Source organism: Flavobacterium sp. H122 (assembly GCF_004959765.1).
Taxonomy (GTDB): Bacteria; Bacteroidota; Bacteroidia; order Flavobacteriales; family Flavobacteriaceae; genus Flavobacterium.
The window spans coordinates 62,892-86,907 of sequence record NZ_SJZD01000002.1; the positions used below are offsets into that span (position 1 = coordinate 62,892).

Genomic DNA, 24,016 nt, shown 5'->3' on the forward strand with positions numbered 1-24,016 from the left:
GAAAAAGGGTTTTTATGTTATATCTTTGCGGTTTAAAACGGTTAATTTAGACAAAATCAAAATAAGGGATGATAAAAGTTTCAGAATCAGCGAGTAAGAAAATCATCGAGATGATGAAAGATGACGGATTCGACGCCTCTACAGACTTCGTAAGAGTAGGAGTAAAAAGCGGAGGTTGTTCAGGCTTGTCTTATGAGTTAAAATTTGATAAAGAAATTAATGATAGCGATAAAGTTTTTGAAGACAGCAACGTTAAAATTGCTGTAGAAAAAAAGTCTTATCTGTACTTGATAGGTACAATTTTAGAATACTCGGGAGGTTTAAACGGAAAAGGATTTGTGTTTAACAATCCTAATGCACAAAGAACCTGTGGTTGTGGAGAATCATTCTCCTTATAATTTTAAATAAAAAAAAAATGTCAAAATATACAGAGGACGATTTAAAAATCGAACTTGAAAATAAAGAGTACGAGTACGGTTTTTACACTGATATAGAATCGGAAACGTTTCCTCCGGGGTTAAACGAGGATATCGTACGTGCTATTTCGAAAAAGAAGAATGAGCCGGAATGGATGACTGAATGGCGCCTGGAAGCATTTCGTGTCTGGAATGAAATGGTTGAACCGGAATGGGCAAATGTAAAATATGATAAACCTGATTTTCAGGCAGTTTCTTATTATTCGGCACCAAAGAAAAAAGATAAATACGAAAGCCTTGATGAGGTTGACCCTGAATTACTGGAAACTTTCAAAAAATTAGGGATTTCAATCGACGAGCAAAAGCAATTGGCTGGTGTTGCAGTAGATATCGTAATGGATTCAGTTTCTGTTGCGACAACTTTCAAAAAGACTTTAGCTGAAAAGGGAATTATTTTCTGTTCAATTTCAGAAGCGATTCAGGAACATCCTGAATTGGTTCAAAAATACATCGGAAGCGTTGTGTCGCAAAGAGACAACTTCTATGCAGCTCTGAATTCGGCTGTATTTTCAGATGGATCTTTCTGTTATATCCCAAAAGGAGTAAGGTGTCCAATGGAATTATCAACGTACTTCCGTATTAACCAAGGAGGTACTGGTCAGTTTGAACGTACCTTGGTAATTGCTGATGAAGGCAGTTATGTATCCTATCTTGAAGGATGTACTGCACCAAGCCGTGATGAAAACCAATTACACGCTGCTGTAGTTGAACTTATCGCTTTGGATGATGCCGAAATCAAATACTCAACAGTACAAAACTGGTATCCTGGAAATAAGGAAGGTAAAGGTGGTGTTTTCAACTTTGTGACGAAACGTGGTTTGTGCGAGAAAAATGCAAAAATTTCATGGACACAAGTAGAAACAGGATCGGCTGTGACATGGAAATACCCTTCATGTGTATTGAAAGGAGACAATTCAATAGGAGAGTTTTATTCAATTGCAGTAACCAATAATTTCCAACAGGCAGATACCGGAACCAAGATGATTCATTTGGGTAAAAATACTAAATCGACTATCATTTCAAAAGGTATTTCGGCAGGAAAATCTCAAAATAGTTACAGAGGATTAGTGCAAATCAGTTCACGTGCCGAAAATGCCCGTAACTTCTCGCAATGTGACTCATTATTGATGGGTAACAATTGTGGTGCACATACTTTTCCATATATCGAATCCAATAATTCAACGGCAAAAATCGAGCACGAGGCAACGACTTCAAAAATCGGAGAAGACCAGGTGTTTTACTGTAACCAACGTGGTATTCCAACAGAGAAAGCCATTGCATTGATTGTGAATGGATTCAGTAAAGAAGTTTTAAATAAACTGCCAATGGAATTTGCGGTAGAAGCCCAAAAACTATTGGAAATTTCTCTTGAAGGAAGTGTTGGATAATCAATTTTTAAAATAAAAAAGATACTATAGTATGTTAACTATAAAGAATTTACATGCCTCTGTTGAGGACAAAGAAATATTAAAAGGAATCAACCTTGAAATCAAAGCAGGCGAAGTACACGCAATCATGGGACCTAACGGTGCCGGTAAGTCAACACTTTCGTCAATCATTGCTGGTAATGAAAATTATGAAGTTTCTGAAGGAGAAATCTTTCTTGACGGAGAAGATTTGTCGGAATTAGCTCCTGAGGAAAGAGCACACAAAGGTGTTTTCCTGTCGTTTCAGTATCCGGTAGAAATCCCGGGAGTTTCGGTAACCAACTTTATCAAAACAGCTATCAACGAAAAGCGTAAAGCTAACGGTGAGGAAGAAATGCCGGCTAACGAAATGCTGAAGAAAATCCGTGAGAAATCTGAATTGTTGGAAATGGACAGAAAATTTCTTTCCCGTTCATTAAATGAAGGTTTTTCTGGTGGGGAAAAGAAACGTAATGAGATTTTCCAAATGGCGATGCTGGAGCCAAAAATTGCTATCCTTGACGAAACCGATTCTGGTTTGGATATCGATGCGCTTCGTATTGTTGCCAACGGTGTAAATAAGTTAAAAAACAAAGACAATGCGGTTTTAGTGATTACGCACTACCAACGTTTGTTAGACTATATTATTCCTGATTTTGTTCACGTACTGATGGATGGTAAAATTGTGAAATCAGGCGATGCATCTTTAGCATTGGAACTGGAAGAAAAAGGATACGATTGGATTAAAAATGAGGTAGTTTAACATGGAATTGAAAGAAAAATTAATCTCATCCTTTATGGCTTTTGAAGAAAAAGTCGATGTAGCTACGGAGCTGCACGATTTGAGAACTTCAGCCTTAAAGAATTTTGAAACAAAAGGGTTTCCTACAAAAAAAGAGGAAGCCTGGAAATATACTTCGCTGAATGCGGTTTTAAAAAATGATTTCAGCATTTTTCCTAAAAAGGAGCATGCTATCGAAATCAAAGACGTAAAAAAATACTTCATCAACGATGTAGATACTTATAAAGTAATCTTTATCGATGGTGTTTTCAGTACGTTTTTATCATCAACCACTCATGATGGACTGGATGTTTGTTTAATGTCATCGGCATTGACAAAACCCAAGTATAAAATGATAATCGATACCTATTTTAACCAAGTAGCAAGTAAAGAGGAATCATTAACTACTTTAAATACCGCTTTTGCTTACGAAGGAGCTTATATTAACATCCCGAAGAGTAAAGTTGTAGAGAAACCTATCGAAATCATTTATTTTTCTACCGGTAACGAAGCGGCGTTAATGGTGCAGCCACGTAATTTGGTTATCGTAGGTGAAAACGCATACGTACAAATTATTGAGCGCCATCAGAGTTTGAATGAGAATCCGGTGTTGACCAATTCAGTTACCGAGATTTTTGCTCAAAAACGTGCCATTGTTGATTACTACAAAATTCAGAATGACGTGCAAACGGCTAATTTGATTGATAATACGTATATCTCTCAAAAACAGGAAAGCCGTGTTGCAGTACATACCTTCTCTTTTGGTGGAAACATTACCCGTAACAATTTGAATTTCTACCATCACGGAGAAAGAATCGATTCTACTTTAAAAGGAATTACGATTATTGGTGATAAACAACACGTAGATCATTATACTTTAGTAAACCACGAACAGCCAAATTGCGAAAGCCACCAGAATTATAAAACGATTTTGGACGGACAGTCGACTGGTGTTTTCAACGGTAAAATATATGTTGAAAAAGAAGCGCAGAAAACTGATGCTTTCCAGCAAAACAATAACATCTTATTGAGCGATAAAGCGACTATCAATGCTAAACCGCAATTGGAGATTTTTGCAGATGATGTAAAATGTTCACACGGATGTACCATTGGTCAGTTGGATGACAGTGCGATGTTCTACATGCAGCAACGTGGAATCCCTAAAAAAGAAGCCAAAGCCTTATTGATGTATGCTTTCACCAGTGAAGTAACAGCAAGCATCAAAATACCGGAATTAAAAGCTAAAATCGCCCGAATCATCGCCGATAAATTGGGCGTGAAAATGGGATTTGATTTGTAGTCAGATTATATATATAGAAAAGCCACTCATTGAGTGGCTTTTCTATATTCAAGAATTTCGTTTATAACCTCATTTGCTTCTGGAATTAAGTTTTGATTTAACTTATTTGTTAATTCAGAATCAGATAGTCTTTCAAATTCTTTTCTAAAAATATTTTTTTTCCTTTCGATTGATTCTAATTTTTCTTCTTCACTTTTTATATCTGAAGAAGTCAAAAAATCTAAAAGTTTACTTCGGTTTATATAGCTGAATATTATTATAAATAATAATGGTATAGCTTGGATAGTAATTCCAAAAAAAGATAACCCCATTTTAAATGGAAAAAAATAAATAAGACCACTCAAGCCTAATAGTAAAGTTAATCCTAGGATGTAATTGAAATATTTTTTAATAAAGAAAAAGGCTGGGAAATTTATTGTAATAAGACATAAACCTAAATAATAATTTTTCTCAAAATGCCATCCTTCAATTCTTCCGATAATTAAAAAAAGGATTGATAAAAAACTTGCAAAACAAAGAAGATAAAAATTTCTATTCATAATTTATTTATTGTTGAATGTTCAGCATTTTTAAAACTACATTGGATGGAATTGAAAAGCCTATTCCTGACACATTTGTACCCGAGGCTTTCATGGTATTGATTCCAATAATTTCTCCTTTAAGATTCAGCATAGGGCCACCGCTGTTTCCGGAATTGATGTTGATATCAGATTGAATGAAATTTACACCATTATACTTTCTGTAACCGCTTATTATCCCTTTACTTATAGACTGGACTAATTTCTTGTCAAGAGGTGTGCCGATAGCATATACATCATCACCCAGACTTGTTTTGCCGCTGTCGGAAAACGATAAGCCCTTAATGTTATTGATATTTACTTTTAAGACAGCTAAGTCAAAATCTTTGTTGTGTTTTACTATTTCTGCTTTTACTTTATTTCCGTTTTCAATTTTTACAAATATGGGTTTGTTTCCTTCAATTACGTGGTAATTAGTAATCAAATGGCCATTGTCGGTAATAAAAACACCACTTCCAAATTTACCTTCTGTCTCAACAGTAACAACTGAATTAACAACTTCTTTGAGCATTTCTGAAGTATTCGAAAATGACCTGTTTAATGGCAGTGGTAATTTTACTGAATCTCCCTTTGATTTTTCAAGATATTTTTGTTCTGCCTCAGTAATCAAACTGTACAAAGAATCCTCTTCCAGTAAATGTCTTTCAGATAACGATACCATTTCATGCAATAACAGCTCATAATTATTGCCGGCTCTGTAATACTGTGTTCTTACTGTAAATGTTTTTATAGGGTTTTCCAAATCTGATAAAGCAAATACCTGCCACTCACATTCTAACGAACATGTTCCTGTGTAATCACGTAGCAGTTTGCCATTCAGATTAAAATTCATGTTTTTAATTACAGGTTTAAGAATAATCTTAGGGCTTTGAAGGGTTGAAACATCTTTTTCAGCATTTTTTCTTGAGAAATAGACAGCATTAATGTAAGAACTGTTGAAGGAATTTATAATCCGCATTTCCATATTCTCCGGATATCCCAAAAGCCGGTAAATGTCTTTGTCCTTTAATCGCTTTTTGCTTCCGTTTATTTCTCCCAGTATATGATTTTCATCTATTTTTAAGATAGGGATTTCTATCCCGGCCAAGACCGTATTTTCTAACTCTTTAAAAGATTTTGTCAGTTTCAGGACGTTGCTTTTTGAATCCTTTTCAGAATCAATAATGCACGAATTACATTCATTTACAGCGTCAAGGAAAGACAGATTGTTTTTTCTTTTGTCTTTCAGACTAAGTTCAATGGTGTTATAGTTTTCCTTGACAATTTTGATTTTGCTGATTTGTTTGTCTATTTTTTTATAATCAAAAGGGGTTTCTCCTAATTTTTGACCATTATCATCTAAAATCTCGGCTCCTTCCGGATTTGTGATTATTAAATCTAAACTGCTGTTTTGAGAAAAAGCATTGAAATTTATTAATGAAAAGATAAAAAAGAAATGTTTTTTAATATTCAACGAACAGGTATTCATTTTTCGAAAGGCTTTATTTTTATTGAGGAAAATGTATATTTTTGCACGGCCATTTTCGGCATAAACTTAATTAAATCAAATGAAATCAAAAATTATTTTTTTATTAGCACTGGCTTATTCATTGGTAGGAAATGCGCAACTTTCAGCAGTTGATTACAAAAGTAAAGAGTTTAATCAATTCAAAGCTTCAAAAACGTATGTTGTTCTTACCGGAGATGCTAAATTTGACTCAGAAATCAAAGCTGGTATGACAGATTTATGGAAAGTAACTCCTTTTTCTTTTATCAGTAAAGCAGAATTTGAAAAAAAACTACCGGAAACAACAGCATCTTTCATTAGTTTCATAGTAATCAGCGGCAAGAATCCTGGTCAGAATTATCATTTTTTAGCATTGTTGAATGGAGGTAAAAAAAAGCTTTCCAGATATGAATATGACGATATGTTGGCTTATTGTCCGATCAACTTTTTTCAAAACGAAAATAAATTGACAGATTGCAGCTACCGTGTTAGAAATATGATTGAATCGATGGTTCACTCTATGAATATTGTTCAAAAAAATGATATTAAAGGTAATTCTTATAAAATTGTAAAAGAATTACGGGAGAAATATAATGAGAAAGCACCTCAGATTAAAGACAGAACTTTACTGTTTTGCGATGTTACATTAGGCAACAAAATTACCAAAAGTGACATAGCTGGAATTTATCCTCATAAATTTGAAATATGTTCCAAAGAGAAAATCGAACAGGTAATTAAGGATAAAAGCAAAGAGTATTATTACTTTCAGCCTGCTATAACCATGAATAAATCAATGTTTGTTTTTGATCCTTCAAATGGTGAAGTTTTATATTTCGACTACAACATTATGGGATTGAATATTAACACAGGGAATATTGAAGATTTAGCGAAAGCTGTAAGTCCAAAGAAGAAAAAATAATAATTGCAATTATTATAGTTTAGAAACGCCTCATTGATTGAGGCGTTTTTTATTAAATACAAAGGTCAGGTAATTGCCTATTGCTTCATGCGCATGATAATTAAAATGTCCTTCCATATTGGAATTTTCCCAGAAATAGGGATTAACCCCCTTTTGTCTCAAATTTTCTAAAACCGGATAAGTTTCATAAAACTTAAAATTGTACTTTTTTAATGTGTTTTCTAGCGCTGGTTCAGCTTTCTCATTTAAAATAAATAAACTCTTGTCATTTAGTAATTCTTTGAGCATTTTTATTTGTAAATCAGTTAAGTTTTTAAAATAATAGTCATAATAAGAATAATCAAAAGCCGTTGTTTCAGGCTGGTAAAACTTATCCAGTATAATTTTTCTGCTTTCACCTCTTGCATGCAATATATAAGCCTCCATAATCATATTTATCAGCGAAGTATTGTCAATTAAGGTTTGTGCTTTATAATACAATTCATAAGCTTTTGATTGATTTTTAACAATCTGAAGTTTATTGTTTGAGTTGATTATTTTCACCGGATCTAATGTGCTTTGTGAGTCTAAAATCAAATCATAACTATCAAAAAAATAGATGCAGTAATCAATGTCAAACTTTTCTGCCAAAAGCTTTTTTCTTATATAAACATCTGGAAGAACTGAATTACTCAAACCAAAATTGATTACTTCAATTGTTTTGTTATCTACAGCTTTATTTAAATTTCTTTCTAAAATTGAGCAAAAATTAAACTTTGGATCCAGTTGAAAAGCTTCGACAAATGAATCCCCGAATACCGCAATTCGTATAGTGTTTGGTTTCTTTTTAAGAGAAACGTTACCTATAAAACCATATTGATTTGTTTGGTTTATATACAATCCTTCTTTTATTTCATTGATGGGGCTGTTAGGTAGATAGGTTTTACCAATTTCTTTGTCAAATGTTTTAAATGGAAGTTTTATCTCCGTTCCTTTTAGGAAAAATTCCAAAAAAAGAAATGAAATGAAGCAACCAAAAATGAAGCTTGCAATTATTTTAAATTTTCTCGTCAAAATTGAAAGTAGATGAATGGAAATGGTTTTTTAATAAATATATAAAGGAAACTTATTACCAGCATTGAAAAAGCTATCCCAAATGCATAACCTTTGTTTTTAAGATTAATAAGAAATGCATCATTTTCGTATTTTATCTGAAACCAATCCATGGCAAAAAGAGTTATTCCAAAAGAAATTACAATTTTTATATATCTGAAACTGAAGTTGCCAAAACCAAATAAAAGAATCTTTTCGTAAAATTGCCCGATTTGATGTAAAGAATTGATCCTGAATAAAAACCAGCCTATTGTTACTAAAGTAAATGTCAATAAGGTATTGAGGATTTCGTTTTTTAAATTCCAATTCAATTTTCTAAATGCAACCAATAAAATACCGTGATATAATCCCCATAACAAAAAGTTCCAACCTGCGCCATGCCATAATCCACCTATCATCATTACCAAAATTAAATTTCTTATTGTTTGATTTTCTCCATTTCTGTTTCCTCCTAAAGGGATGTACAGATAATCTTTTAACCAGGATGAAAGAGAAATATGCCAACGTGTCCAAAACTCTTTTATGTTTTTACTAAAGTAAGGTTGTTTGAAATTCTGCATTAATTCAATACCAAATAGTTTTCCTAATCCTCTCGCAATATTTGAGTATCCTGCAAAATCAGCATAGATTTGAAACGAAAATAAAATGACGGCACAAGAAATTTCAAAAAAAGTATATTTTTCAAAATCATAAAAGATTGAATCTACAATTCTTCCGCAGGCATCACCTATCATTACTTTTTGGAATAAACCAATGCTTATAAAATAAAAACCTGCTTGTAGTTGGGAATTGCTGGTTTTTAATTGTCCACCTAATTGTGGTAAAAAATATTTTGCTCTTACAATAGGTCCGGCAATCAAAAAAGGGAAAAAACACATGTACAAACTAAAATCAACAATAGATCTAGTGCTTTTTATGTCATTTCTGTAGATGTCCATTAAGTAACCTATTGCATGAAAAGTATAAAAAGAAATTCCTATGGGCAGGATAATACCTAAAGTTTTAATACCAATAGTAATATTTACACAACTTGCTAATTCATTGAAATTTTCAATAAAGAAATTGCAATATTTGAATACTCCTAAGAGCAATAGATTAGCAGTTATTCCGCCAATGAGCAATGTTTTTTTCTTACTTTTTGAATTTTCAAGTGCAATGCATAAAAAGTAGTTGATAAATATTGATGCAAGCAGTATAAAAGACCATTTCCATTCCCAATAGGAATAAAAAAACAAACTAATCAGGAACAGAAAGATTTTTTTTAAATCATTCGACTTTAAAAAGCTATAGACAGGCAGTACTAACGAAAGGAATATCCAAAAAATAAAACTATTGAAAAGCATTTAATTTATTTTTTTATGCTTCCAAGAATTTCTTTTACCAACTCATTCAAATCTATATGATCATACCCCAAGCGCACTACTACCACGTCATGTGAAGGAATTATGAATACACGTTGTCCCTGAAAACCATCGGCGTAATAAATATCTTTCGGGCAATCCGGCATTTTTCCACCCGCATTTAACCAGAATTGTGCTCCGTATTGATTTTCTGAAGTCGGGGTAGGAGTGGCTACATATTTTGACCAGGTTGGATCAAACAATTGTTCGCCGTTCCAGTTTCCTTTGTGCAGGTATAACAATCCAAATTTCGCCCAATCACGCGCATTTGCCCATGCATAAGATGATCCAATGTAATTTCCAGCCAAATCAGCTTCAACCAACATCGAGTGCATCCCCATTTTATCAATTAAGGCACTATACCAAAAATCCAAATATTCCTGATGCGTTTTAAATTGTTTTCTGATAATTCCTGATAATAAATTGGTAGTTCCCGAAGAATAATTCCATGTCGCATTAGGTTTTCCAATCAACGGTTTATTGATTTGTGATTTACTCATATCACTCTCCTGAAAAAGCATTCTTGTTACATCAGAGATTTCGTTGTAGTTTTCATCCCATTCCAATCCTGAATTCATCTGTAAAAGATTATGAATGGTGATGTTTTTTCTTGAATCATTCTTCCATTCGGCAATAGGAGCGGTTTGATTTATATTAAGTCTGCCTTGTTTTTGTAAAATACCAAAAAAAGTAGAAGTTATACTTTTAGTCATCGACCACCCAATCAGTTTTGAATCTTTTGAGAAACCGGGAGCATATTTTTCGGCTATAATCTGATCTTTGTAAACAACAACTACTGCTCGTGTGCATTTTTTACCTTTATCATTGGGTTCAAAAGCCTGATCAACTGCTTTGTTTAATCGGTTGTAATCAATATTGGTAAAAGTTGGTTTTATAGGTTCGCCGTCACCATAAGGAAAAGGGATGGTTGTGTTTGTTGTAAAACTTCTTTTAGGAACCAGATAAGGTTTTGAAGGATCATAATCATCATTAACTAAAACAGCACCCAGACCTTCGCGATATACCGCTTTTCTGTTTTTAAAGCCATATACCGATGCTTCAGCCACTTTTTCTGTTTCCAGGATTTTGTTATCGGCTAATTCAAGAAGATCAATATCATTGTCACCTTTTTCAATAACCTCCAAGGGACGGTTGTCTAAAAAATGACCCGAAGCAACACTTTTTGCTGAAAAGCCCGAAATCAAATCCAGTTTTGGATAATTCATGTAAAAAGCAGTACCTAAAATACTGATAATTACTAATGCCGAATAACCTAGAATTTTTTTCATGATGATGATTTTTATGCAAGTTAAGTATTTGACTTTAATGTTGTATAGAAAGTCATTTCATTTTTGTGGAAAAAACCACCATTGAAATAAGGTTTTGTAGTTTTTTATTGTGCTATTTTATCTATTAAATTATAATTATACTATTATCAAAAAACTTTATTAATTGTTTCGTGTATTCCTTTGTAAATAACTACTTTTGTATTTAGAATTTTTCTAAATAATATGTTTGATATTCAAAAAGTTAGAGCTGATTTTCCAATTTTAACCCAAAAAGTAAACGGAAAATCATTAATATATTTCGACAACGGTGCTACTTCTCAAAAACCTAAAGTAGTTATCGATGCTATTTCTAAATACTACGAGGAGATTAATGCCAATATCCATCGTGGTGTACATACATTGAGCCAACTCGCGACCGATGCTTATGAGGAATCACGCGAAAAAGTCAGAAATCACATCAATGCCAAAGAAGTTTATGAAGTAATTTTTACTTCGGGAACTACGCAGGGAATTAATTTGGTGGCAAGCGGAATGGCTTCGTTGGTTAAGGCTGGTGATGAGGTGATGGTTTCTGCGGTGGAGCATCATAGTAATATAGTTCCTTGGCAATTTTTATGTGAAAGAACAGGAGCAAAGTTGGTGGTTATTCCAATGAATGAAAAGGGGGAATTGGTGATGTCAGAATATGACCGATTACTTTCCGAAAAAACTAAAATTGTTGCCGTAAATCATATTTCAAATGCATTAGGAACAATTAATCCTATCGACTATATCATTAAAAGAGCACATGAAGTAGGTGCCGCTGTTTTGGTTGACGGTGCACAAGCTACACCGCATTTAAAACCGGATGTTCAGGCATTGGATTGTGATTTTTATGTGTTTTCAGGACATAAGATTTGCGGGCCAACGGGTGTTGGAATCTTATACGGTAAAGAAGAATGGCTGAATAAGTTGCCTCCTTATATGGGTGGTGGAGAAATGATCAAAGAAGTGACTTTCGAAAAAACCACTTATGCCGATTTGCCACATAAATTTGAAGCAGGTACACCTAATATTGCTGATGGAATTGTTTTAGGCACGGCTATCGATTATTTAAATGAAATCGGTTTTGAAAATATTCAAAAACAGGAAAAAGAATTGTTAGCTTACGCAACAGAAAAACTTTTAGAAATCGAAGGGTTAAAGATTTACGGAACTTCAGAAAACAAAACGTCGGTAGTGTCTTTTAATATAGAAGGGATTCATCCCTACGATATTGGAACAATTATTGATAAATTAGGTATAGCAGTTAGAACTGGTCATCATTGCGCCCAGCCTATCATGAATTATTTTGGAATTCCTGGTACCATCAGAGCGAGTTTTTCGTTTTATAATACAAAAGAAGAAATTGATACCTTTGTGGAAGCTGTTAAAAAAGCTAAAATGATGCTTTCTTAATTTAAACTTTTGATTATGAAAAATGTAGCACTTATTTTGTTTTCAGTATTTACGATGTTGCTTTCATGCAAATGTAAAAAAGCCGTAACCGAAGCGGATTCTGTGAAGACTGTTTCAGATACATCAGTAAATGCTGATTCTTCTTCGGCATTAGTAGCTAATCTTAACGATTCATCACCAATGCAGGAATCAACTATTGTGGAATACACCGCTAATACAAGAGGTTATCATTTGAAAATCAAACTCACTCAAAATGAATTGGCTTATACAAATCAAAGGGATTCCAATGAGTTTACAAAAGTTTCTCTGACAGATGCTCAAAAGGCAGAATTACAAAAGCTTTTGAAAGAAATAAAAGCAGAAAAAATTAGTGAATTAAAAGCACCTACTCAAAAACGTTTGTATGATGGTGCTGCACACGCTGATTTAACTATTACTGTTAATGGTAACAGCTATCATTCGGCTGGTTTTGATCATGGATACCCGCCGGCACAGATTGAAAAATTTATAAATAAGTTAGTTTCTTATACAGAGCAGAATTAAAATGACAATAGAAGAAATTCAAAATGAAATCGTTGACGAATTTTCAATGTTTGACGATTGGATGCAAAGATATGAATACATCATCGAATTGGGAAAATCACTTCCTTTAATTGATGAGCAATACAAAACTGATGAAAATATCATCAAAGGATGCCAGTCTAAAGTTTGGGTACATGCTGAAGAAAATGGCGGTAATATTGTTTTTACTGCTGACAGCGATGCTATTTTGACTAAAGGAATCATTGGAATTTTAGTCCGTACTTTTTCTAATCAGCCTGCACAGGCAATTCTTGAGGCAAAAACCAATTTTATTGACGAAATAGGTTTAAAAGAGCATTTATCACCCACTCGTGCCAACGGATTAGTGTCAATGATAAAACAGATTAAAATGTATGCATTGGCTTTTCAAAGCAGGACATAGTTTAATCAACCATATAAGCCATATAAGTAATATAAGAATCATGCGAAACAAATTAAATATAAGCCAAAATGAAATTATCGAAAAATTACTTAAAAGATTTAGTTTATCAAGTTAACGGAGTGGCTATTGAAGTCCACAAACATTTAGGACCCGGACTTTTAGAGAGTGTTTATCATAAATGTTTAAAGAAAGAATTAGAATTAAGAAATATTAGTTTTGTTTCCGAATTTAAAATTCCAATACATTATAAAGGCCTTGAAGTAGAGACAGATTTAAGATTGGATTTATTAATTGAAGATGTTTTGGTTGTTGAATTGAAAGCAGTTGAATTCATTTTACCAGTTCATGAAGCTCAAATTCTTACTTACATGAAACTTTTAGAAAAACCAAAGGGACTATTGATTAACTTTAATGTTTCGAGTATTTTTTATGAGGGCCAAAGAACATTTGTAAATGAATTATATAGAAATTTAGAAGAAAGCTTATAAGGACTTATGTGACTTATATGTTTCAATAAAAATAGAATATGGAAGAATATAACGATAACATCAATTTAGGAGAACAGGTTGTAAGAATTTTAAAAACTATTTATGACCCGGAAATCCCTGTGGATATTTATGAATTGGGATTGATTTACGACGTGTATGTAAATGAAGACATGGACGTGAAAATCCTGATGACATTAACTTCACCTAATTGCCCTGTGGCTGAAACATTGCCTAACGAAGTAAAAGAAAAAATTGAAAAAATCGGCGATGTAAAAGCCTGTGAGGTAGAAATCACTTTTGATCCGCCTTGGACCAAAGATTTAATGAGTGAAGAAGCCAAATTGGAATTAGGAATGCTTTAATTTTTTATAGTATTCAGTTTACAGTATTCAGAAGACAGTTTGGTCACCTGAATACTGTGCACTGTAAACCGTAAACTAAAAAGATGGAAGAAATTGTAAACAAAGTTGCATCAAGTTCGCTGGTCGTTTTCGATTTGGAAGATTACTATCAAGCAGGTGTACGTACACAAATTGATATTTCACAATGGCTTATTGAAGGTTTTTTGTTGAAAGAAAAAGATTTTAGGGAGGCTTTAAAAAATCATGATTGGTTACAGTACCAAAATCAGTTTGTTGCGATTCATTGTTCTACAGATGCTATTTTACCGGCTTGGGCTTCAATTTTAGTGGCTTCTTATGTTGCACCCTTTGCGAAAAAGGTTGTTCTTGGAACTCTTACCGATTTAGAAACTTCTATTTATGAATCGGAAATTGCTTCTGTAGACTTTACACAATACAAAGACAAGCCTGTTATTTTAAAAGGCTGTTCTAAAAAACCAGTTCCGGAATCGGCTTATATTTTGGCTATACAAAAACTACAAGAGTACGCTAAGAGCGTTATGTATGGTGAAGCTTGTTCGGCTGTACCAATCTACAAATCAAAAAGATAGGATTTTATTTCATAAATTTGTGTAAATCAAAACACACAAACTATGAAAAAAGAAGCTTTAATGCTGTTGCTGTTTCTGGCAACAGTATATTCTTTTGCACAAGGAAGTGAAAAAGAACTCATCAATAAAACTTCTGCTACGGAAGCCAAGGCCAAAGATACTACCAACATGGGCTGGAAAAAAGCAGGTAATTTTGTTCTCTTGTTTAATCAATCTGCTTTTAATAATGACTGGCGTGCCGGTGGTACTTCCAATATGGCTGGAAACATAGGGCTGAACTATGATTTCAATTATAAAACTCCCCAAATGATTTGGGATAATAAACTGATAGTGGCTTATGGTTTGACCAAGCTTAAAGGAGCCGACGTACAAAAATCAGATGACCGGTTAATGTTCACCTCTATACTTGGAAAAAAAGCTTCCGGTTATTGGTTCTATTCGGCTTTTTTAGATTTTAAAACACAAATGGATTCAGGGTTTGATCCAAATCGAGTAAAAATATCACATTTTATGTCCCCTGCATATTTGCAGGCCGGACCGGGAATGCTTTGGAAAAAACATGATAATTTAAAGGTGAATTTTGCACCGGCGACTTCCCGCTTAATATATGTACATAAACATTTTACCGAGTTAGCGCCCTCTTTTGGTGTTGAGCAGGGAGAAATTACCCGATTTGAATTTGGAGCCGGAATACAAGGGTATTATAAGTTTAAAATAATGGAAAACATTACTTGGGAGAATATTTTGAATTTGTATTCCAATTATTTGGACAAACCTCAAAATGTTGACATCGATTATCAGGCTAATTTAGTGATGAAAGTCAATAAATATATTTCAACCAATTTGGCTTTTCAGGCCATATATGATGATAATGCAGTGGGAGCATTCCAAATCAGAGAAGTATTTGGATTGGGTTTCAATTATGGGTTTTAACAGATAAATTGATAAAAAAATGTTGCCATCGTACTCCAGCAGGCTCAGTATATCAGGCAACATTTTTTTTTATTCTTTTTCCACTGCATCTTTATAATCAGGATATAAGAAGTTGTTGTACGGGAAGCGGGTGATGTGAATTTGTCTAACCGCTTCATACACTTTTTCCCTGAATTCCTCAAAATTGGCTTTTTCAGTAGCCGAAATGAATAAGGCATTGTTTTCCCCCAATTTATTCATCCAGGTTTTTTCCCAATCTTCAAGAGTATAATGCTTTGTTGTTTTTTCGGTGATTAAATCGTCTTCTGCAATTGTTAAATGCTTGTAAGTATCAATTTTATTGAAAACCATTATCGTTGGCTTGTCGGCACTTTTAATCTCATGCAAAATCTGATTTACCGACTCAATGTGATCCTCAAATTCAGGATGCGATATGTCCACTACATGCAATAGTAAATCGGCTTCTCTAACTTCATCCAGTGTACTTTTAAATGACTCGACTAATTGGGTTGGTAATTTTCTAATAAATCCTACCGTATCAGAAAGCAAAAAAGGAAGGTTTTTGATTACTACTTTACGTACTGTTGTGTCAAGAGTTGCAAACAATTTGTTTTCTACAAATACTTCACTCTTTCCAACAGCATTCATCAGGGTTGATTTCCCTACGTTAGTATAACCCACAAGCGCTACACGAACCATGGCGCCTCTATTGCTGCGTTGAATTGCCATTTGCTTATCGATAGTCTTTATTTTTTCTTTAAGTAAAGCTATTCGGTCACGAACAATACGACGGTCGGTTTCAATCTCTGTCTCCCCCGGGCCACGCATACCAATACCACCTCGTTGGCGTTCCAAGTGCGTCCACATACCTGTTAAACGGGGAAGTAAATACTGGCATTGCGCTAATTCTACCTGTGTTCTTGCGTATGAAGTTTCAGCACGCTGGGCAAAAATATCCAGGATAAGATTGGTTCTGTCAAGCACTTTGCAATCCAATTCCCTTGTAATGTTTTTTTGCTGTGCCGGAGTTAACTCGTCATCAAAAATGACTGTTTTTACATCATTTTCTTTGATGTAGTATTTTATGTCTTCCAGTTTACCTGTCCCGACAAAAGTTTTAGGATTAGGTTTGTCCATTTTTTGCGAAAAACGTTTTACCACTTCACCACCCGCTGTAAAAGTCAAGAATTCCAATTCATCAAGATATTCTCTTAACTTTTCTTCACTCTGTTGCTGGGTTACAATCCCTACAATAACCGTTTTTTCAAAATTATGTTCTACTTTCTCTAGCATCTGAATTAATTGAACTGCAAAATTAAGGAATTAATGTTTAGGAATAAAAAAACCCAATTCGTGAGAATTGGGTTTTGGGCAAAATTATACGAAATAATTATTTTCTAGGTTCTGTTAATTTAACGTCGTTTATTGTTCTTCCTAAAATTTGGTATGTAGAAGAAAATTTAGTTAAAATACCTCTGATTTTACCATTTTTATCTGGAGTAATGTCATTTTTAAATGTAGCAAAACTACTTGTTCTAAAAACAGCTTTAATGCTTGTAGTGATAGATGGATCTACAAATTGACGGTCAGTTGCTCCCCCTGCTGCATTAGCAGCGTCGTAGTATGGTTTTCCGGCGTCGGTAGTAGTGAACTGAACATTGTCGATTTCAACCAATTTATTTAAATGAGAGTCGTTTAATTCGCTCACTTTTAATTTAACCACTAAATCTTCTTCATTAACCGCAGGCTCGCAAGATCTAATTATAACAGAACCGTATTTTGTAGCTGCAATCCTTCCTATACTAGGAACATTTGAAGATGAAATAAATAAATCACCTATTTCAAAAGCATTAAAATTGATTCTTTTGTATAAGTCTTTTAACTTGATGAAAACCTTTTGTCCCACTTTGTATTTAGTATATAAAGGATCTGCATCAACAGGTACCTTGATTCCTCTTGATTTTGTTGTTGACTGTAAGTATAAAGTTTTAAATATATTTCCAGCTTCGTCAGAAGAGACAACATAAGCTTCTATAACATCATCACCAGTATGCTGTTGTGGATTAGTACCTACAGTTGAATTGTAAATTTCATCTACTGTTTTATTTGCTGTCAGGTTACTATCACATGATGATTGAACAGGTGGTACATCATAGTTGTCATCATTAATACACCCCACAAGTGATAAAGTCAAAGTGGTAATTAAGATTATTTTTTTAATTATATTTTTCATAAATGTTTATTTAAAAGTTAATATAGAAATTAGCAAAATAAGTTCTTCCAAAAGAGATGAAATATTTAGGTCCAAATGAAGGAGTACCATTTAATCGATCTTGATTGTACTCTCTATAATTTGCGTTTCTGGCTTGTTCAAAACCACCTGTTTTATATCTTGAGTCAAATAAATTGTTGATTGAGGCAAATAGACCTACAGTAATATTATTTATTCTCCAAGATTTTCCTCCAGACAGATTAACTAACCTTACAGGGTCAAACTTTTCTTGTTTTAATAATTCTTTTAAACGATCTTCATTTGCTTCTGGAAATACTGAACCTGCAGATCCTGGTTCGTATACGAAGTTTTTAACTCTTAATAATGGAGCAACATCCAAATAATTATTATCTAAATAGTTAGCATTAGCACCTATCCACCAAAAGTTAGGATCTCTATATTCAATGCCTACAGAAAAAGCTTGCTGAGGCGCCCCAGGAATTTTGTAGTTTTTCATGTATGAGTCTCCGTAGTTAAAACTTGTTTGTGAACTATCAACATTTAAAGTCACATTAGGATTGTTGGCATATATATATTGACCTATTGCTGCAGCTGCTGTAGCTTTTATTGTTTTAGTAATATTATATTCTAAACCAACTTCAAGACCCATGTTTTCTTTATCTACCCCTGTAACTACTTCATTAACAAAAGCATCGTCATCTCCATTTGTTCCTTCAACTGAACCTTCTGCAAAGAAAAACCCTGTCTCGGTTGCATTTTTTATAGTTGAGTAATAAGCAGTAATTTTTCCTTTGAAGTCAGGAGTTCTAATTATATAACTTCCGTCAAATCCAGTAATGGTTTCACTTTGTGCATTAGCAGTAATTTGGTTATTTACACGTGCATTGCCAAATACATTCTTCAGTGCAGGTGCTTTAGTTTGGTATAATGCATTAAAATCCAATAAATGATTTCCAAGTTTAAATGTAGCTCCACCTTTAAAACCAAAGTTTTCAAATCTTACTTTATCACTTTTACCAAAAGAGTTTGTAGGGTAATATCCGTTTTTGTATAAACCTTCTCTTTGGTATTCATTAAATGTATATGATTGGCCTAAGTAAAAATCAACTTTTTTATAGTTGAATTTGAATTGAGTAAAGGCATTTAGATTTTTTGCATATAGATTATAATTGTATCCAAATCTTTCGTTTAATCCAACTTGTCTATTAGGATTGTTTAAATCACTTTGAGATTGATCAAAACTATTAGCAAAAGGATCAATATCATTGAAATATTCACCACCTAATAAATCTAGAAGATTTTGAAAATTTTCAGATTTTAATTTTTTTATCGAAACACCACCGTTGAAAGAAATATTGTCAGAAAGTACAGAATTGATTACAGAGTTCGCGGCAATTAATTTATCATCTGTTCGGTCTTCGTATAGAACATAGTTGCTGTTCTTTTCAATTTTATTGGTATTAGCTGCATATAAACCATCTTCACCTTCCCATTTGATTTGTCCTCCGCTCAAGAAAGAAGCTTCTAATAAGTCAGCCGCTGCTTGATTTGGTGTTAATGCTAAAGTAACTGGATCCCACTTTGATAATTCAAAGCTTGGTAAATTTTGATAGTATGTTGGGTCAGGATTACCTGCATTTTGGTATTCTAATCTACTATTTCCTATCTGTCCAGTTTGATACATTAAATGTGTGTTTAATGTAGTTTTGTCATTTAATTTCCAGAAATGTCCAAGCATTAATATAGGTTCTTCAAGATTTTTTATTCTTGAATTTCTTTTTTCGCCATTTTGCCATCCCCAGTAAGAATTGTAATCATATCCTTTTAAATCGATTACCTCTTGAGTGTTTGGTGAGTTTTTTCCTCTTCTGTTTTGTGCATATATAGATGTGAAATTCAACGCATGGTTACTTCCAAATCTTTTCTCAACACTGGCAAAGAAAGAGTTTGCGCTATAATCAGTTCCTTCAAAATGTGCTTCCTGTGCCCATCTTCTTCCTGCAGAAACTATAAATGCCCATCCGTTTTTATCCAAACCTGAGGCATGCGTTCCCATCATTCTCCAGTTGTAATTTGTATTAGTGCCTGAAAATGATATTCTTGTTCCTGGTCTGTAAATTGAAGCTCTTGTATTAATTTCCTGAGTTCCTAACAAACTTCCAAAAGTATAATCTGATGGTGCAGAGCCCATAGTGAATTCCTGATTTCGGGTTGCATCATTTAAACCACCCCAGTTACCCCATTGTGGTCTGCCATCATATATTTTATTCATTGAGATGCCATTAATCATTGTAACGCCATACTCAGTATCCAAGCCTCTAACTCTAAATCTGGCCTGTCCCCAGTTAAACGCAGCGGCTTGCTGAAAAACATCTCTGGAAGCCTGAAGTAGCCCCGAAGTACTTTCAGAACCACTGTTGTCATCTCCCAAGTCATTTTCCGTTAGAGTCACTAAACTTAACTGTTGTTCCTGAGTCTGGATGTCTTCTTCCAAAACAACTACTCCTAAGTCCAATACCTGATTGGCAATGATTTCAAGCGGCAGTAATTGTTCTTTGTAACCATCACTTTTCACTTTTAAAATTTGGTTACCTACACCAATTCCAACAATTCTGAACTTACCCTCTGAGTCAGTAAGTTGTGTTAAATTAGTGTTTTCAATAGAAGTAACTACATTTTGTAAAGGCGCATTCGTTTTCGAATCAATTACCTTTCCTGAAATACCGGTAGGTTGTTGGGCAAAAACTAAAATTGCCTGTAGTACCATAAGTGTACTAAAAACAAGTTTTTTCATAAATAAAATTAAAATTAATTTACCTTTTCCTGCATATTTTTCAAAAGCAGGGCGACAAATGTATAACTTTTAATAATATTATTTACATTTGGCGCAAATTTTGTTTGTTTATTAATGATATTTTAATATAAAGATATGAAAATTAGAAATTTTATCTTGTTGTTTTTCATGCTGTTAGCTCTGGGTTCTTTTGCCCAGAATAAGAAAATGGCGGTTCATACTGTGGCATTTTATAATCTTGAAAACTTTTTTGACACAGAGAATGATCCTAAAATAAATGACGAGGATTTTATTTATACTCCGGCTAATTATGCAAAAAAAATTGACAATTTAGCTCGTGTAATATCCGGATTGGGGTTAAGTGATGTTCAAAAAAACGCACCTATTGTTTTAGGTGTATCAGAAATTGAAAACAGAAGAGTTCTTGAAGATTTGATAAAACATCCTTTATTAATTAATTTAGGATATGGTATTGTGCATTTTGATTCACCTGACAGGAGAGGTATTGATTGTGGTTTTTTGTACCAAAAAAAATATTTTAGCCCTACAAGTTATCAAAATTATCCTTTAATTATATCTGAAGATCAAACGGATAAAAAAGCAAAAGATAAAGAAAAAAACGAATCAGATGCTGATGATAATGCAGTCGATGCTCAGACAAAAAGAATTTATACCCGTGATCAGATTTTAATGACCGGTATTTTAGACGGTGAGGAAATGAGTTTCATTGTGAATCACTGGCCATCACGCCGTGGAGGTGAAAAGAAAAGCAGTCCTTTAAGAGAGGCGGCAGCGGCATTAAATAAAAAAATCATTGACTCATTGCAGACTATCAATCCTAAAGCTAAAGTGTTTACTATGGGAGACTTGAATGACGGTCCGTTTAATAAGAGTATCAAAGAAATTTTAGGTGCTAAAGGAGAAGTGGAAGAGGTAAAACCGTTAGGACTATACAATCCTGCTGAAAAAATGTTGAAAAAAGGAATTGGAACGCTTGCGCATCGTGATGCCTGGGATTTTTTTGATCAAATTATTTTTACAGAGGCTTTACTGCCAAGAAATAATGATTATTCTACCTGGAAATACTGGAAAGCAGGTGTGTACAATAAACCTTTCATGATTCAGCAGACAGGGCAGTATAAAGGGTATGCTTTGAGAAATACTTCTGAAGGACCTGGTTTTTCAGACCATTTTCCATCATATATATATCTGGTAAAAGAATTCAAATAATAGTTAATCCCGATTCGTTCGGGATTTTTTATTTTTTAACTTTACATAAAAATCGGTTATGTCAATTAAAAAACCTTTTAATCTTAATAAATGGATAGAAGAAAACAGACATCTTCTTAAACCGCCTGTTGCCAATAAAAATTTATATGTAGAATCAGACGATTATATAGTAATGATTGTGGGTGGCCCCAATGCCAGAAAAGACTACCATTATAATGAAACTGAAGAATTGTTTTATCAGTTGGAAGGTGAAATTACAGTGTATATTCAGGAAGATGGGCAAAAAAAAGAAATGACTTTATCACCAGGCGACATGTATCTGCATCCGGCAAAAGTTCCTCATTCACCTAACCGAACTGAAGGTTCAGTAGGTTTGGTTATAGAACGTAGAAGACCAGAAGCGAAAGATGGCTTATTGTGGTTTTGTGATAGCTGCAATCATAAGCTGCATGAAGTTTACTTTGGTTTAAATGATATTGAAAAAGATTTTTTACAACATTTTAAAGATTTTTATACCTCAGAAGAAAAAAGAACCTGTGATAAATGCGGGACAATTATGGAAGCTGATACCCGTTTTCTAGGTTAGAATACAGCAAATTGTATATTTGCACAAAATGAATACCTTTGCACTAATTTTTAACAAAACAAGATAAAAAAGTTACAATGTCAACAATAGCTCAACAATTCGGAATGCAAGAAGCATTAAAAGCATTAGGAATTAAAGAAATTAACGATGGAACTTCAACAGGTTCAAATAGTTTTTCTTCTGGAGAAATTATCGAAAGTTACTCACCAGTTGATGGTCAATTAATCGGAAAAGTAAAAACAACAACGGCAGCTGATTACGAAAAAGTGATGCAAAGCGCTGAAGAAGCTTTCAAAGTTTTCAGAGCAATGCCCGCACCTCAACGTGGAGAAATTGTACGTCAGTTTGGAAATAAATTAAGAGAATTAAAAGAGCCTCTAGGGAAATTAGTTTCTTATGAAATGGGGAAATCTTTACAAGAAGGTTACGGAGAAGTTCAAGAAATGATCGACATCTGTGATTTTGCAGTTGGTTTATCTCGTCAATTAAACGGACAAGTTATTCCATCTGAACGTCCAGGTCACGTAATGCGTGAGCAATGGCATCCAATTGGAATTGTTGGAATCATTTCTGCTTTCAACTTCCCAGTTGCGGTTTGGTCTTGGAACACAGCATTAGCATGGATTTGTGGAGACGTTTGTGTATGGAAAGGTTCTGAAAAAGCACCAATTTGTACAATCGCTTGTCAAAATATTATTGCCGATGTATTAAAAGCAAATAATTTACCTGAAGGAATTTCTTGTATTGTAAACGGAGATTACAAAGTAGGTGAAATGATTACTAACGACACTAGAATTCCATTGGTTTCTGCAACAGGATCAACAAGAATGGGAAGAATCGTTGGGGCAAAAGTAGCGGAGCGTTTCGGAAAATCATTATTAGAATTAGGTGGAAACAACGCCATCATCATCACGCCTACTGCCGATTTAAAAGTAGTTGTTCCTGGTGCGGTTTTCGGAGCAGTTGGTACAGCAGGACAAAGATGTACTTCTACTCGTAGATTAATTATCCATGAATCAGTTTATGATACAGTTCGTGACGCGATTGTTGGTGCGTACGGACAAATTAAAATTGGTAACCCGTTAGATGAGAAAAACCATGTTGGTCCACTTATTGATACTGATGCAGTAAATACTTACTTAGCTGCAATTGAAAAAGCGAAAGCAGAAGGTGGAAAAGTATTAGTTGAAGGTGGTGTTTTAAATGGAGAAGGATACGAATCGGGATGTTATGTAAAACCAGCTATCATTGAAGCAGAAAATCATTTTGAAATTGTACAACACGAAACGTTTGCACCAATTTTATATTTAATGAAATATAGTGGAGAAGTTGAAAACGCGATCGATTTACAAAACGGTGTAGCACAAGGTTTATCTTCATCAATTATGACAAACAGCATGAAAGAAGCAGAAAAATTCTTATCATTCGCTGGTTCTGACTGTGGAATCGCTAACGTAAACATCGGAACTTCTGGTGCTGAAATTGGTGGTGCTTTTGGTGGAGAAAAAGAAACTGGTGGTGGTCGTGAGTCTGGTTCTGATGCTTGGAAAGTATATATGAGAAGACAAACGAATACTGTTAACTATTCAGATCAATTGCCTTTAGCTCAAGGTATCAAGTTTGATTTGTAAGAAAAATATTATTTACTTAGAAGCGCCCTAAATTAGGGCGC

23 protein-coding genes are annotated in these 24,016 nt (G+C 33.8%); 15 read left to right on the top strand and 8 right to left on the bottom strand.

What is annotated here, in order from left to right; all coding sequences use genetic code 11:
- Nucleotides 1-68 precede the first annotated feature (68 nt).
- From EZM65_RS03805 to sufD, 4 genes are read left to right on the top strand one after another with little or no spacing between them, the layout of a single operon-like run.
- Nucleotides 69-398 carry an iron-sulfur cluster assembly accessory protein gene (locus EZM65_RS03805; RefSeq protein WP_136667213.1) on the top strand — a complete coding sequence of 110 codons (330 nt, stop codon included), beginning with the start codon at nt 69-71 and terminating at the stop codon, nt 396-398.
- Nucleotides 399-415: 17 nt separating this feature from the next.
- A complete protein-coding gene (gene sufB / locus EZM65_RS03810) occupies nt 416-1,864 on the top strand; it encodes a Fe-S cluster assembly protein SufB (protein ID WP_136667214.1) in 1,449 nt (482 codons plus the stop codon).
- Between the two features lie 31 nt (nt 1,865-1,895).
- Entirely contained in the window at nt 1,896-2,645 is a 750-nt protein-coding gene (gene sufC, locus EZM65_RS03815) for a Fe-S cluster assembly ATPase SufC (RefSeq protein ID WP_136667215.1), read from the top strand.
- A 1-nt stretch (nt 2,646) separates the two neighbouring features.
- Nucleotides 2,647-3,963 (top strand): Fe-S cluster assembly protein SufD, encoded by a 1,317-nt coding sequence (sufD, locus tag EZM65_RS03820; RefSeq protein WP_136667216.1) that lies wholly within the window; start codon nt 2,647-2,649, stop codon nt 3,961-3,963.
- Nucleotides 3,964-3,989: 26 nt separating this feature from the next.
- Here sufD and EZM65_RS03825 read toward each other — a convergent pair whose 3' ends face one another.
- A complete protein-coding gene (locus tag EZM65_RS03825; protein WP_136667217.1) occupies nt 3,990-4,502 on the bottom strand; it encodes a hypothetical protein in 513 nt (170 codons plus the stop codon).
- Nucleotides 4,503-4,509: 7 nt separating this feature from the next.
- Complete coding sequence (locus tag EZM65_RS03830; RefSeq protein ID WP_136667218.1) at nt 4,510-6,009, bottom strand: S1C family serine protease; 1,500 nt, start codon at nt 6,007-6,009, stop codon at nt 4,510-4,512.
- A gap of 79 nt (nt 6,010-6,088) precedes the next feature.
- Between EZM65_RS03830 and EZM65_RS03835 the strand changes: the two genes are divergently transcribed.
- Nucleotides 6,089-6,946, top strand: coding sequence for a hypothetical protein (locus EZM65_RS03835; RefSeq protein ID WP_136667219.1), 858 nt, complete (start codon nt 6,089-6,091; stop codon nt 6,944-6,946).
- A gap of 30 nt (nt 6,947-6,976) precedes the next feature.
- Here EZM65_RS03835 and EZM65_RS03840 read toward each other — a convergent pair whose 3' ends face one another.
- From EZM65_RS03840 to EZM65_RS03850, 3 genes are read right to left on the bottom strand one after another with little or no spacing between them, the layout of a single operon-like run.
- A complete protein-coding gene (locus tag EZM65_RS03840) occupies nt 6,977-7,936 on the bottom strand; it encodes an SGNH/GDSL hydrolase family protein (RefSeq protein WP_136667220.1) in 960 nt (319 codons plus the stop codon).
- Between the two features lie 59 nt (nt 7,937-7,995).
- A complete protein-coding gene (locus tag EZM65_RS03845; RefSeq protein ID WP_136667221.1) occupies nt 7,996-9,381 on the bottom strand; it encodes an MBOAT family protein in 1,386 nt (461 codons plus the stop codon).
- Nucleotides 9,382-9,386: 5 nt separating this feature from the next.
- Nucleotides 9,387-10,727 carry a serine hydrolase gene (locus tag EZM65_RS03850; protein ID WP_136667222.1) on the bottom strand — a complete coding sequence of 447 codons (1,341 nt, stop codon included), beginning with the start codon at nt 10,725-10,727 and terminating at the stop codon, nt 9,387-9,389.
- A 222-nt stretch (nt 10,728-10,949) separates the two neighbouring features.
- On the opposite strand from EZM65_RS03850, the gene EZM65_RS03855 reads away from it, so the two are divergent.
- The 7 genes from EZM65_RS03855 to EZM65_RS03885 all read left to right on the top strand — a co-directional run bounded on the left by EZM65_RS03855 (nt 10,950) and on the right by EZM65_RS03885 (nt 15,501).
- Entirely contained in the window at nt 10,950-12,164 is a 1,215-nt protein-coding gene (locus tag EZM65_RS03855) for an aminotransferase class V-fold PLP-dependent enzyme (protein WP_136667223.1), read from the top strand.
- A gap of 15 nt (nt 12,165-12,179) precedes the next feature.
- Nucleotides 12,180-12,707, top strand: a complete 528-nt coding sequence (locus tag EZM65_RS03860; protein WP_136667224.1) for a hypothetical protein — start codon at nt 12,180-12,182, stop codon at nt 12,705-12,707.
- 1 nt (nt 12,708) lies between these two features.
- Nucleotides 12,709-13,128 (top strand): SufE family protein, encoded by a 420-nt coding sequence (locus EZM65_RS03865; protein ID WP_136667225.1) that lies wholly within the window; start codon nt 12,709-12,711, stop codon nt 13,126-13,128.
- Between the two features lie 68 nt (nt 13,129-13,196).
- A complete protein-coding gene (locus EZM65_RS03870) occupies nt 13,197-13,616 on the top strand; it encodes a GxxExxY protein (RefSeq protein WP_136667226.1) in 420 nt (139 codons plus the stop codon).
- Between the two features lie 38 nt (nt 13,617-13,654).
- On the top strand, nt 13,655-13,978 hold the full coding sequence (locus EZM65_RS03875) for an SUF system Fe-S cluster assembly protein (RefSeq protein WP_136667227.1): 324 nt from the start codon (nt 13,655-13,657) through the stop codon (nt 13,976-13,978).
- Between the two features lie 83 nt (nt 13,979-14,061).
- On the top strand, nt 14,062-14,568 hold the full coding sequence (locus tag EZM65_RS03880; protein ID WP_136667228.1) for a DUF2480 family protein: 507 nt from the start codon (nt 14,062-14,064) through the stop codon (nt 14,566-14,568).
- Between the two features lie 42 nt (nt 14,569-14,610).
- Complete coding sequence (locus EZM65_RS03885) at nt 14,611-15,501, top strand: DUF3078 domain-containing protein (protein WP_136667229.1); 891 nt, start codon at nt 14,611-14,613, stop codon at nt 15,499-15,501.
- Nucleotides 15,502-15,570: 69 nt separating this feature from the next.
- Here EZM65_RS03885 and hflX read toward each other — a convergent pair whose 3' ends face one another.
- The 3 genes from hflX to EZM65_RS03900 all read right to left on the bottom strand — a co-directional run bounded on the left by hflX (nt 15,571) and on the right by EZM65_RS03900 (nt 20,528).
- Nucleotides 15,571-16,794 (bottom strand): GTPase HflX, encoded by a 1,224-nt coding sequence (gene hflX / locus EZM65_RS03890; protein ID WP_136667230.1) that lies wholly within the window; start codon nt 16,792-16,794, stop codon nt 15,571-15,573.
- Between the two features lie 97 nt (nt 16,795-16,891).
- Nucleotides 16,892-17,734, bottom strand: a complete 843-nt coding sequence (locus EZM65_RS03895) for a DUF5689 domain-containing protein (RefSeq protein ID WP_136667231.1) — start codon at nt 17,732-17,734, stop codon at nt 16,892-16,894.
- Between the two features lie 10 nt (nt 17,735-17,744).
- Nucleotides 17,745-20,528 carry a carboxypeptidase-like regulatory domain-containing protein gene (locus tag EZM65_RS03900; protein WP_136667232.1) on the bottom strand — a complete coding sequence of 928 codons (2,784 nt, stop codon included), beginning with the start codon at nt 20,526-20,528 and terminating at the stop codon, nt 17,745-17,747.
- A 135-nt stretch (nt 20,529-20,663) separates the two neighbouring features.
- On the opposite strand from EZM65_RS03900, the gene EZM65_RS03905 reads away from it, so the two are divergent.
- The 3 genes from EZM65_RS03905 to EZM65_RS03915 all read left to right on the top strand — a co-directional run bounded on the left by EZM65_RS03905 (nt 20,664) and on the right by EZM65_RS03915 (nt 23,975).
- The gene (locus tag EZM65_RS03905) at nt 20,664-21,758 is read left to right on the top strand and encodes an endonuclease/exonuclease/phosphatase family protein (RefSeq protein WP_136667233.1); all 1,095 of its coding nucleotides are present in this window, start codon (nt 20,664-20,666) and stop codon (nt 21,756-21,758) included.
- A gap of 58 nt (nt 21,759-21,816) precedes the next feature.
- Entirely contained in the window at nt 21,817-22,344 is a 528-nt protein-coding gene (locus EZM65_RS03910) for a 3-hydroxyanthranilate 3,4-dioxygenase (RefSeq protein ID WP_136667234.1), read from the top strand.
- 77 nt (nt 22,345-22,421) lie between these two features.
- Nucleotides 22,422-23,975: an aldehyde dehydrogenase family protein gene (locus EZM65_RS03915; protein WP_136667235.1), complete on the top strand. Its 1,554-nt coding sequence runs from the start codon at nt 22,422-22,424 to the stop codon at nt 23,973-23,975.
- Nucleotides 23,976-24,016 lie beyond the last annotated feature (41 nt).

Bases quoted from the DNA above. Each gene is read 5' to 3' on its own strand.
- EZM65_RS03805 (WP_136667213.1), top strand. From the start codon at position 69: ATGATAAAAGTTTCAGAATCAGCGAGTAAGAAAATCATCGAGATGATG.
- sufB (WP_136667214.1), top strand. From the start codon at position 416: ATGTCAAAATATACAGAGGACGATTTAAAAATCGAACTTGAAAATAAA.
- sufC (WP_136667215.1), top strand. From the start codon at position 1,896: ATGTTAACTATAAAGAATTTACATGCCTCTGTTGAGGACAAAGAAATA.
- sufD (WP_136667216.1), top strand. From the start codon at position 2,647: ATGGAATTGAAAGAAAAATTAATCTCATCCTTTATGGCTTTTGAAGAA.
- EZM65_RS03825 (WP_136667217.1), bottom strand. From the start codon at position 4,502: ATGAATAGAAATTTTTATCTTCTTTGTTTTGCAAGTTTTTTATCAATC.
- EZM65_RS03830 (WP_136667218.1), bottom strand. From the start codon at position 6,009: ATGAATACCTGTTCGTTGAATATTAAAAAACATTTCTTTTTTATCTTT.
- EZM65_RS03835 (WP_136667219.1), top strand. From the start codon at position 6,089: ATGAAATCAAAAATTATTTTTTTATTAGCACTGGCTTATTCATTGGTA.
- EZM65_RS03845 (WP_136667221.1), bottom strand. From the start codon at position 9,381: ATGCTTTTCAATAGTTTTATTTTTTGGATATTCCTTTCGTTAGTACTG.
- EZM65_RS03850 (WP_136667222.1), bottom strand. From the start codon at position 10,727: ATGAAAAAAATTCTAGGTTATTCGGCATTAGTAATTATCAGTATTTTA.
- EZM65_RS03855 (WP_136667223.1), top strand. From the start codon at position 10,950: ATGTTTGATATTCAAAAAGTTAGAGCTGATTTTCCAATTTTAACCCAA.
- EZM65_RS03860 (WP_136667224.1), top strand. From the start codon at position 12,180: ATGAAAAATGTAGCACTTATTTTGTTTTCAGTATTTACGATGTTGCTT.
- EZM65_RS03865 (WP_136667225.1), top strand. From the start codon at position 12,709: ATGACAATAGAAGAAATTCAAAATGAAATCGTTGACGAATTTTCAATG.
- EZM65_RS03870 (WP_136667226.1), top strand. From the start codon at position 13,197: ATGAAATTATCGAAAAATTACTTAAAAGATTTAGTTTATCAAGTTAAC.
- EZM65_RS03875 (WP_136667227.1), top strand. From the start codon at position 13,655: ATGGAAGAATATAACGATAACATCAATTTAGGAGAACAGGTTGTAAGA.
- EZM65_RS03880 (WP_136667228.1), top strand. From the start codon at position 14,062: ATGGAAGAAATTGTAAACAAAGTTGCATCAAGTTCGCTGGTCGTTTTC.
- EZM65_RS03885 (WP_136667229.1), top strand. From the start codon at position 14,611: ATGAAAAAAGAAGCTTTAATGCTGTTGCTGTTTCTGGCAACAGTATAT.
- hflX (WP_136667230.1), bottom strand. From the start codon at position 16,794: ATGCTAGAGAAAGTAGAACATAATTTTGAAAAAACGGTTATTGTAGGG.
- EZM65_RS03895 (WP_136667231.1), bottom strand. From the start codon at position 17,734: ATGAAAAATATAATTAAAAAAATAATCTTAATTACCACTTTGACTTTA.
- EZM65_RS03900 (WP_136667232.1), bottom strand. From the start codon at position 20,528: ATGAAAAAACTTGTTTTTAGTACACTTATGGTACTACAGGCAATTTTA.
- EZM65_RS03905 (WP_136667233.1), top strand. From the start codon at position 20,664: ATGAAAATTAGAAATTTTATCTTGTTGTTTTTCATGCTGTTAGCTCTG.
- EZM65_RS03910 (WP_136667234.1), top strand. From the start codon at position 21,817: ATGTCAATTAAAAAACCTTTTAATCTTAATAAATGGATAGAAGAAAAC.
- EZM65_RS03915 (WP_136667235.1), top strand. From the start codon at position 22,422: ATGTCAACAATAGCTCAACAATTCGGAATGCAAGAAGCATTAAAAGCA.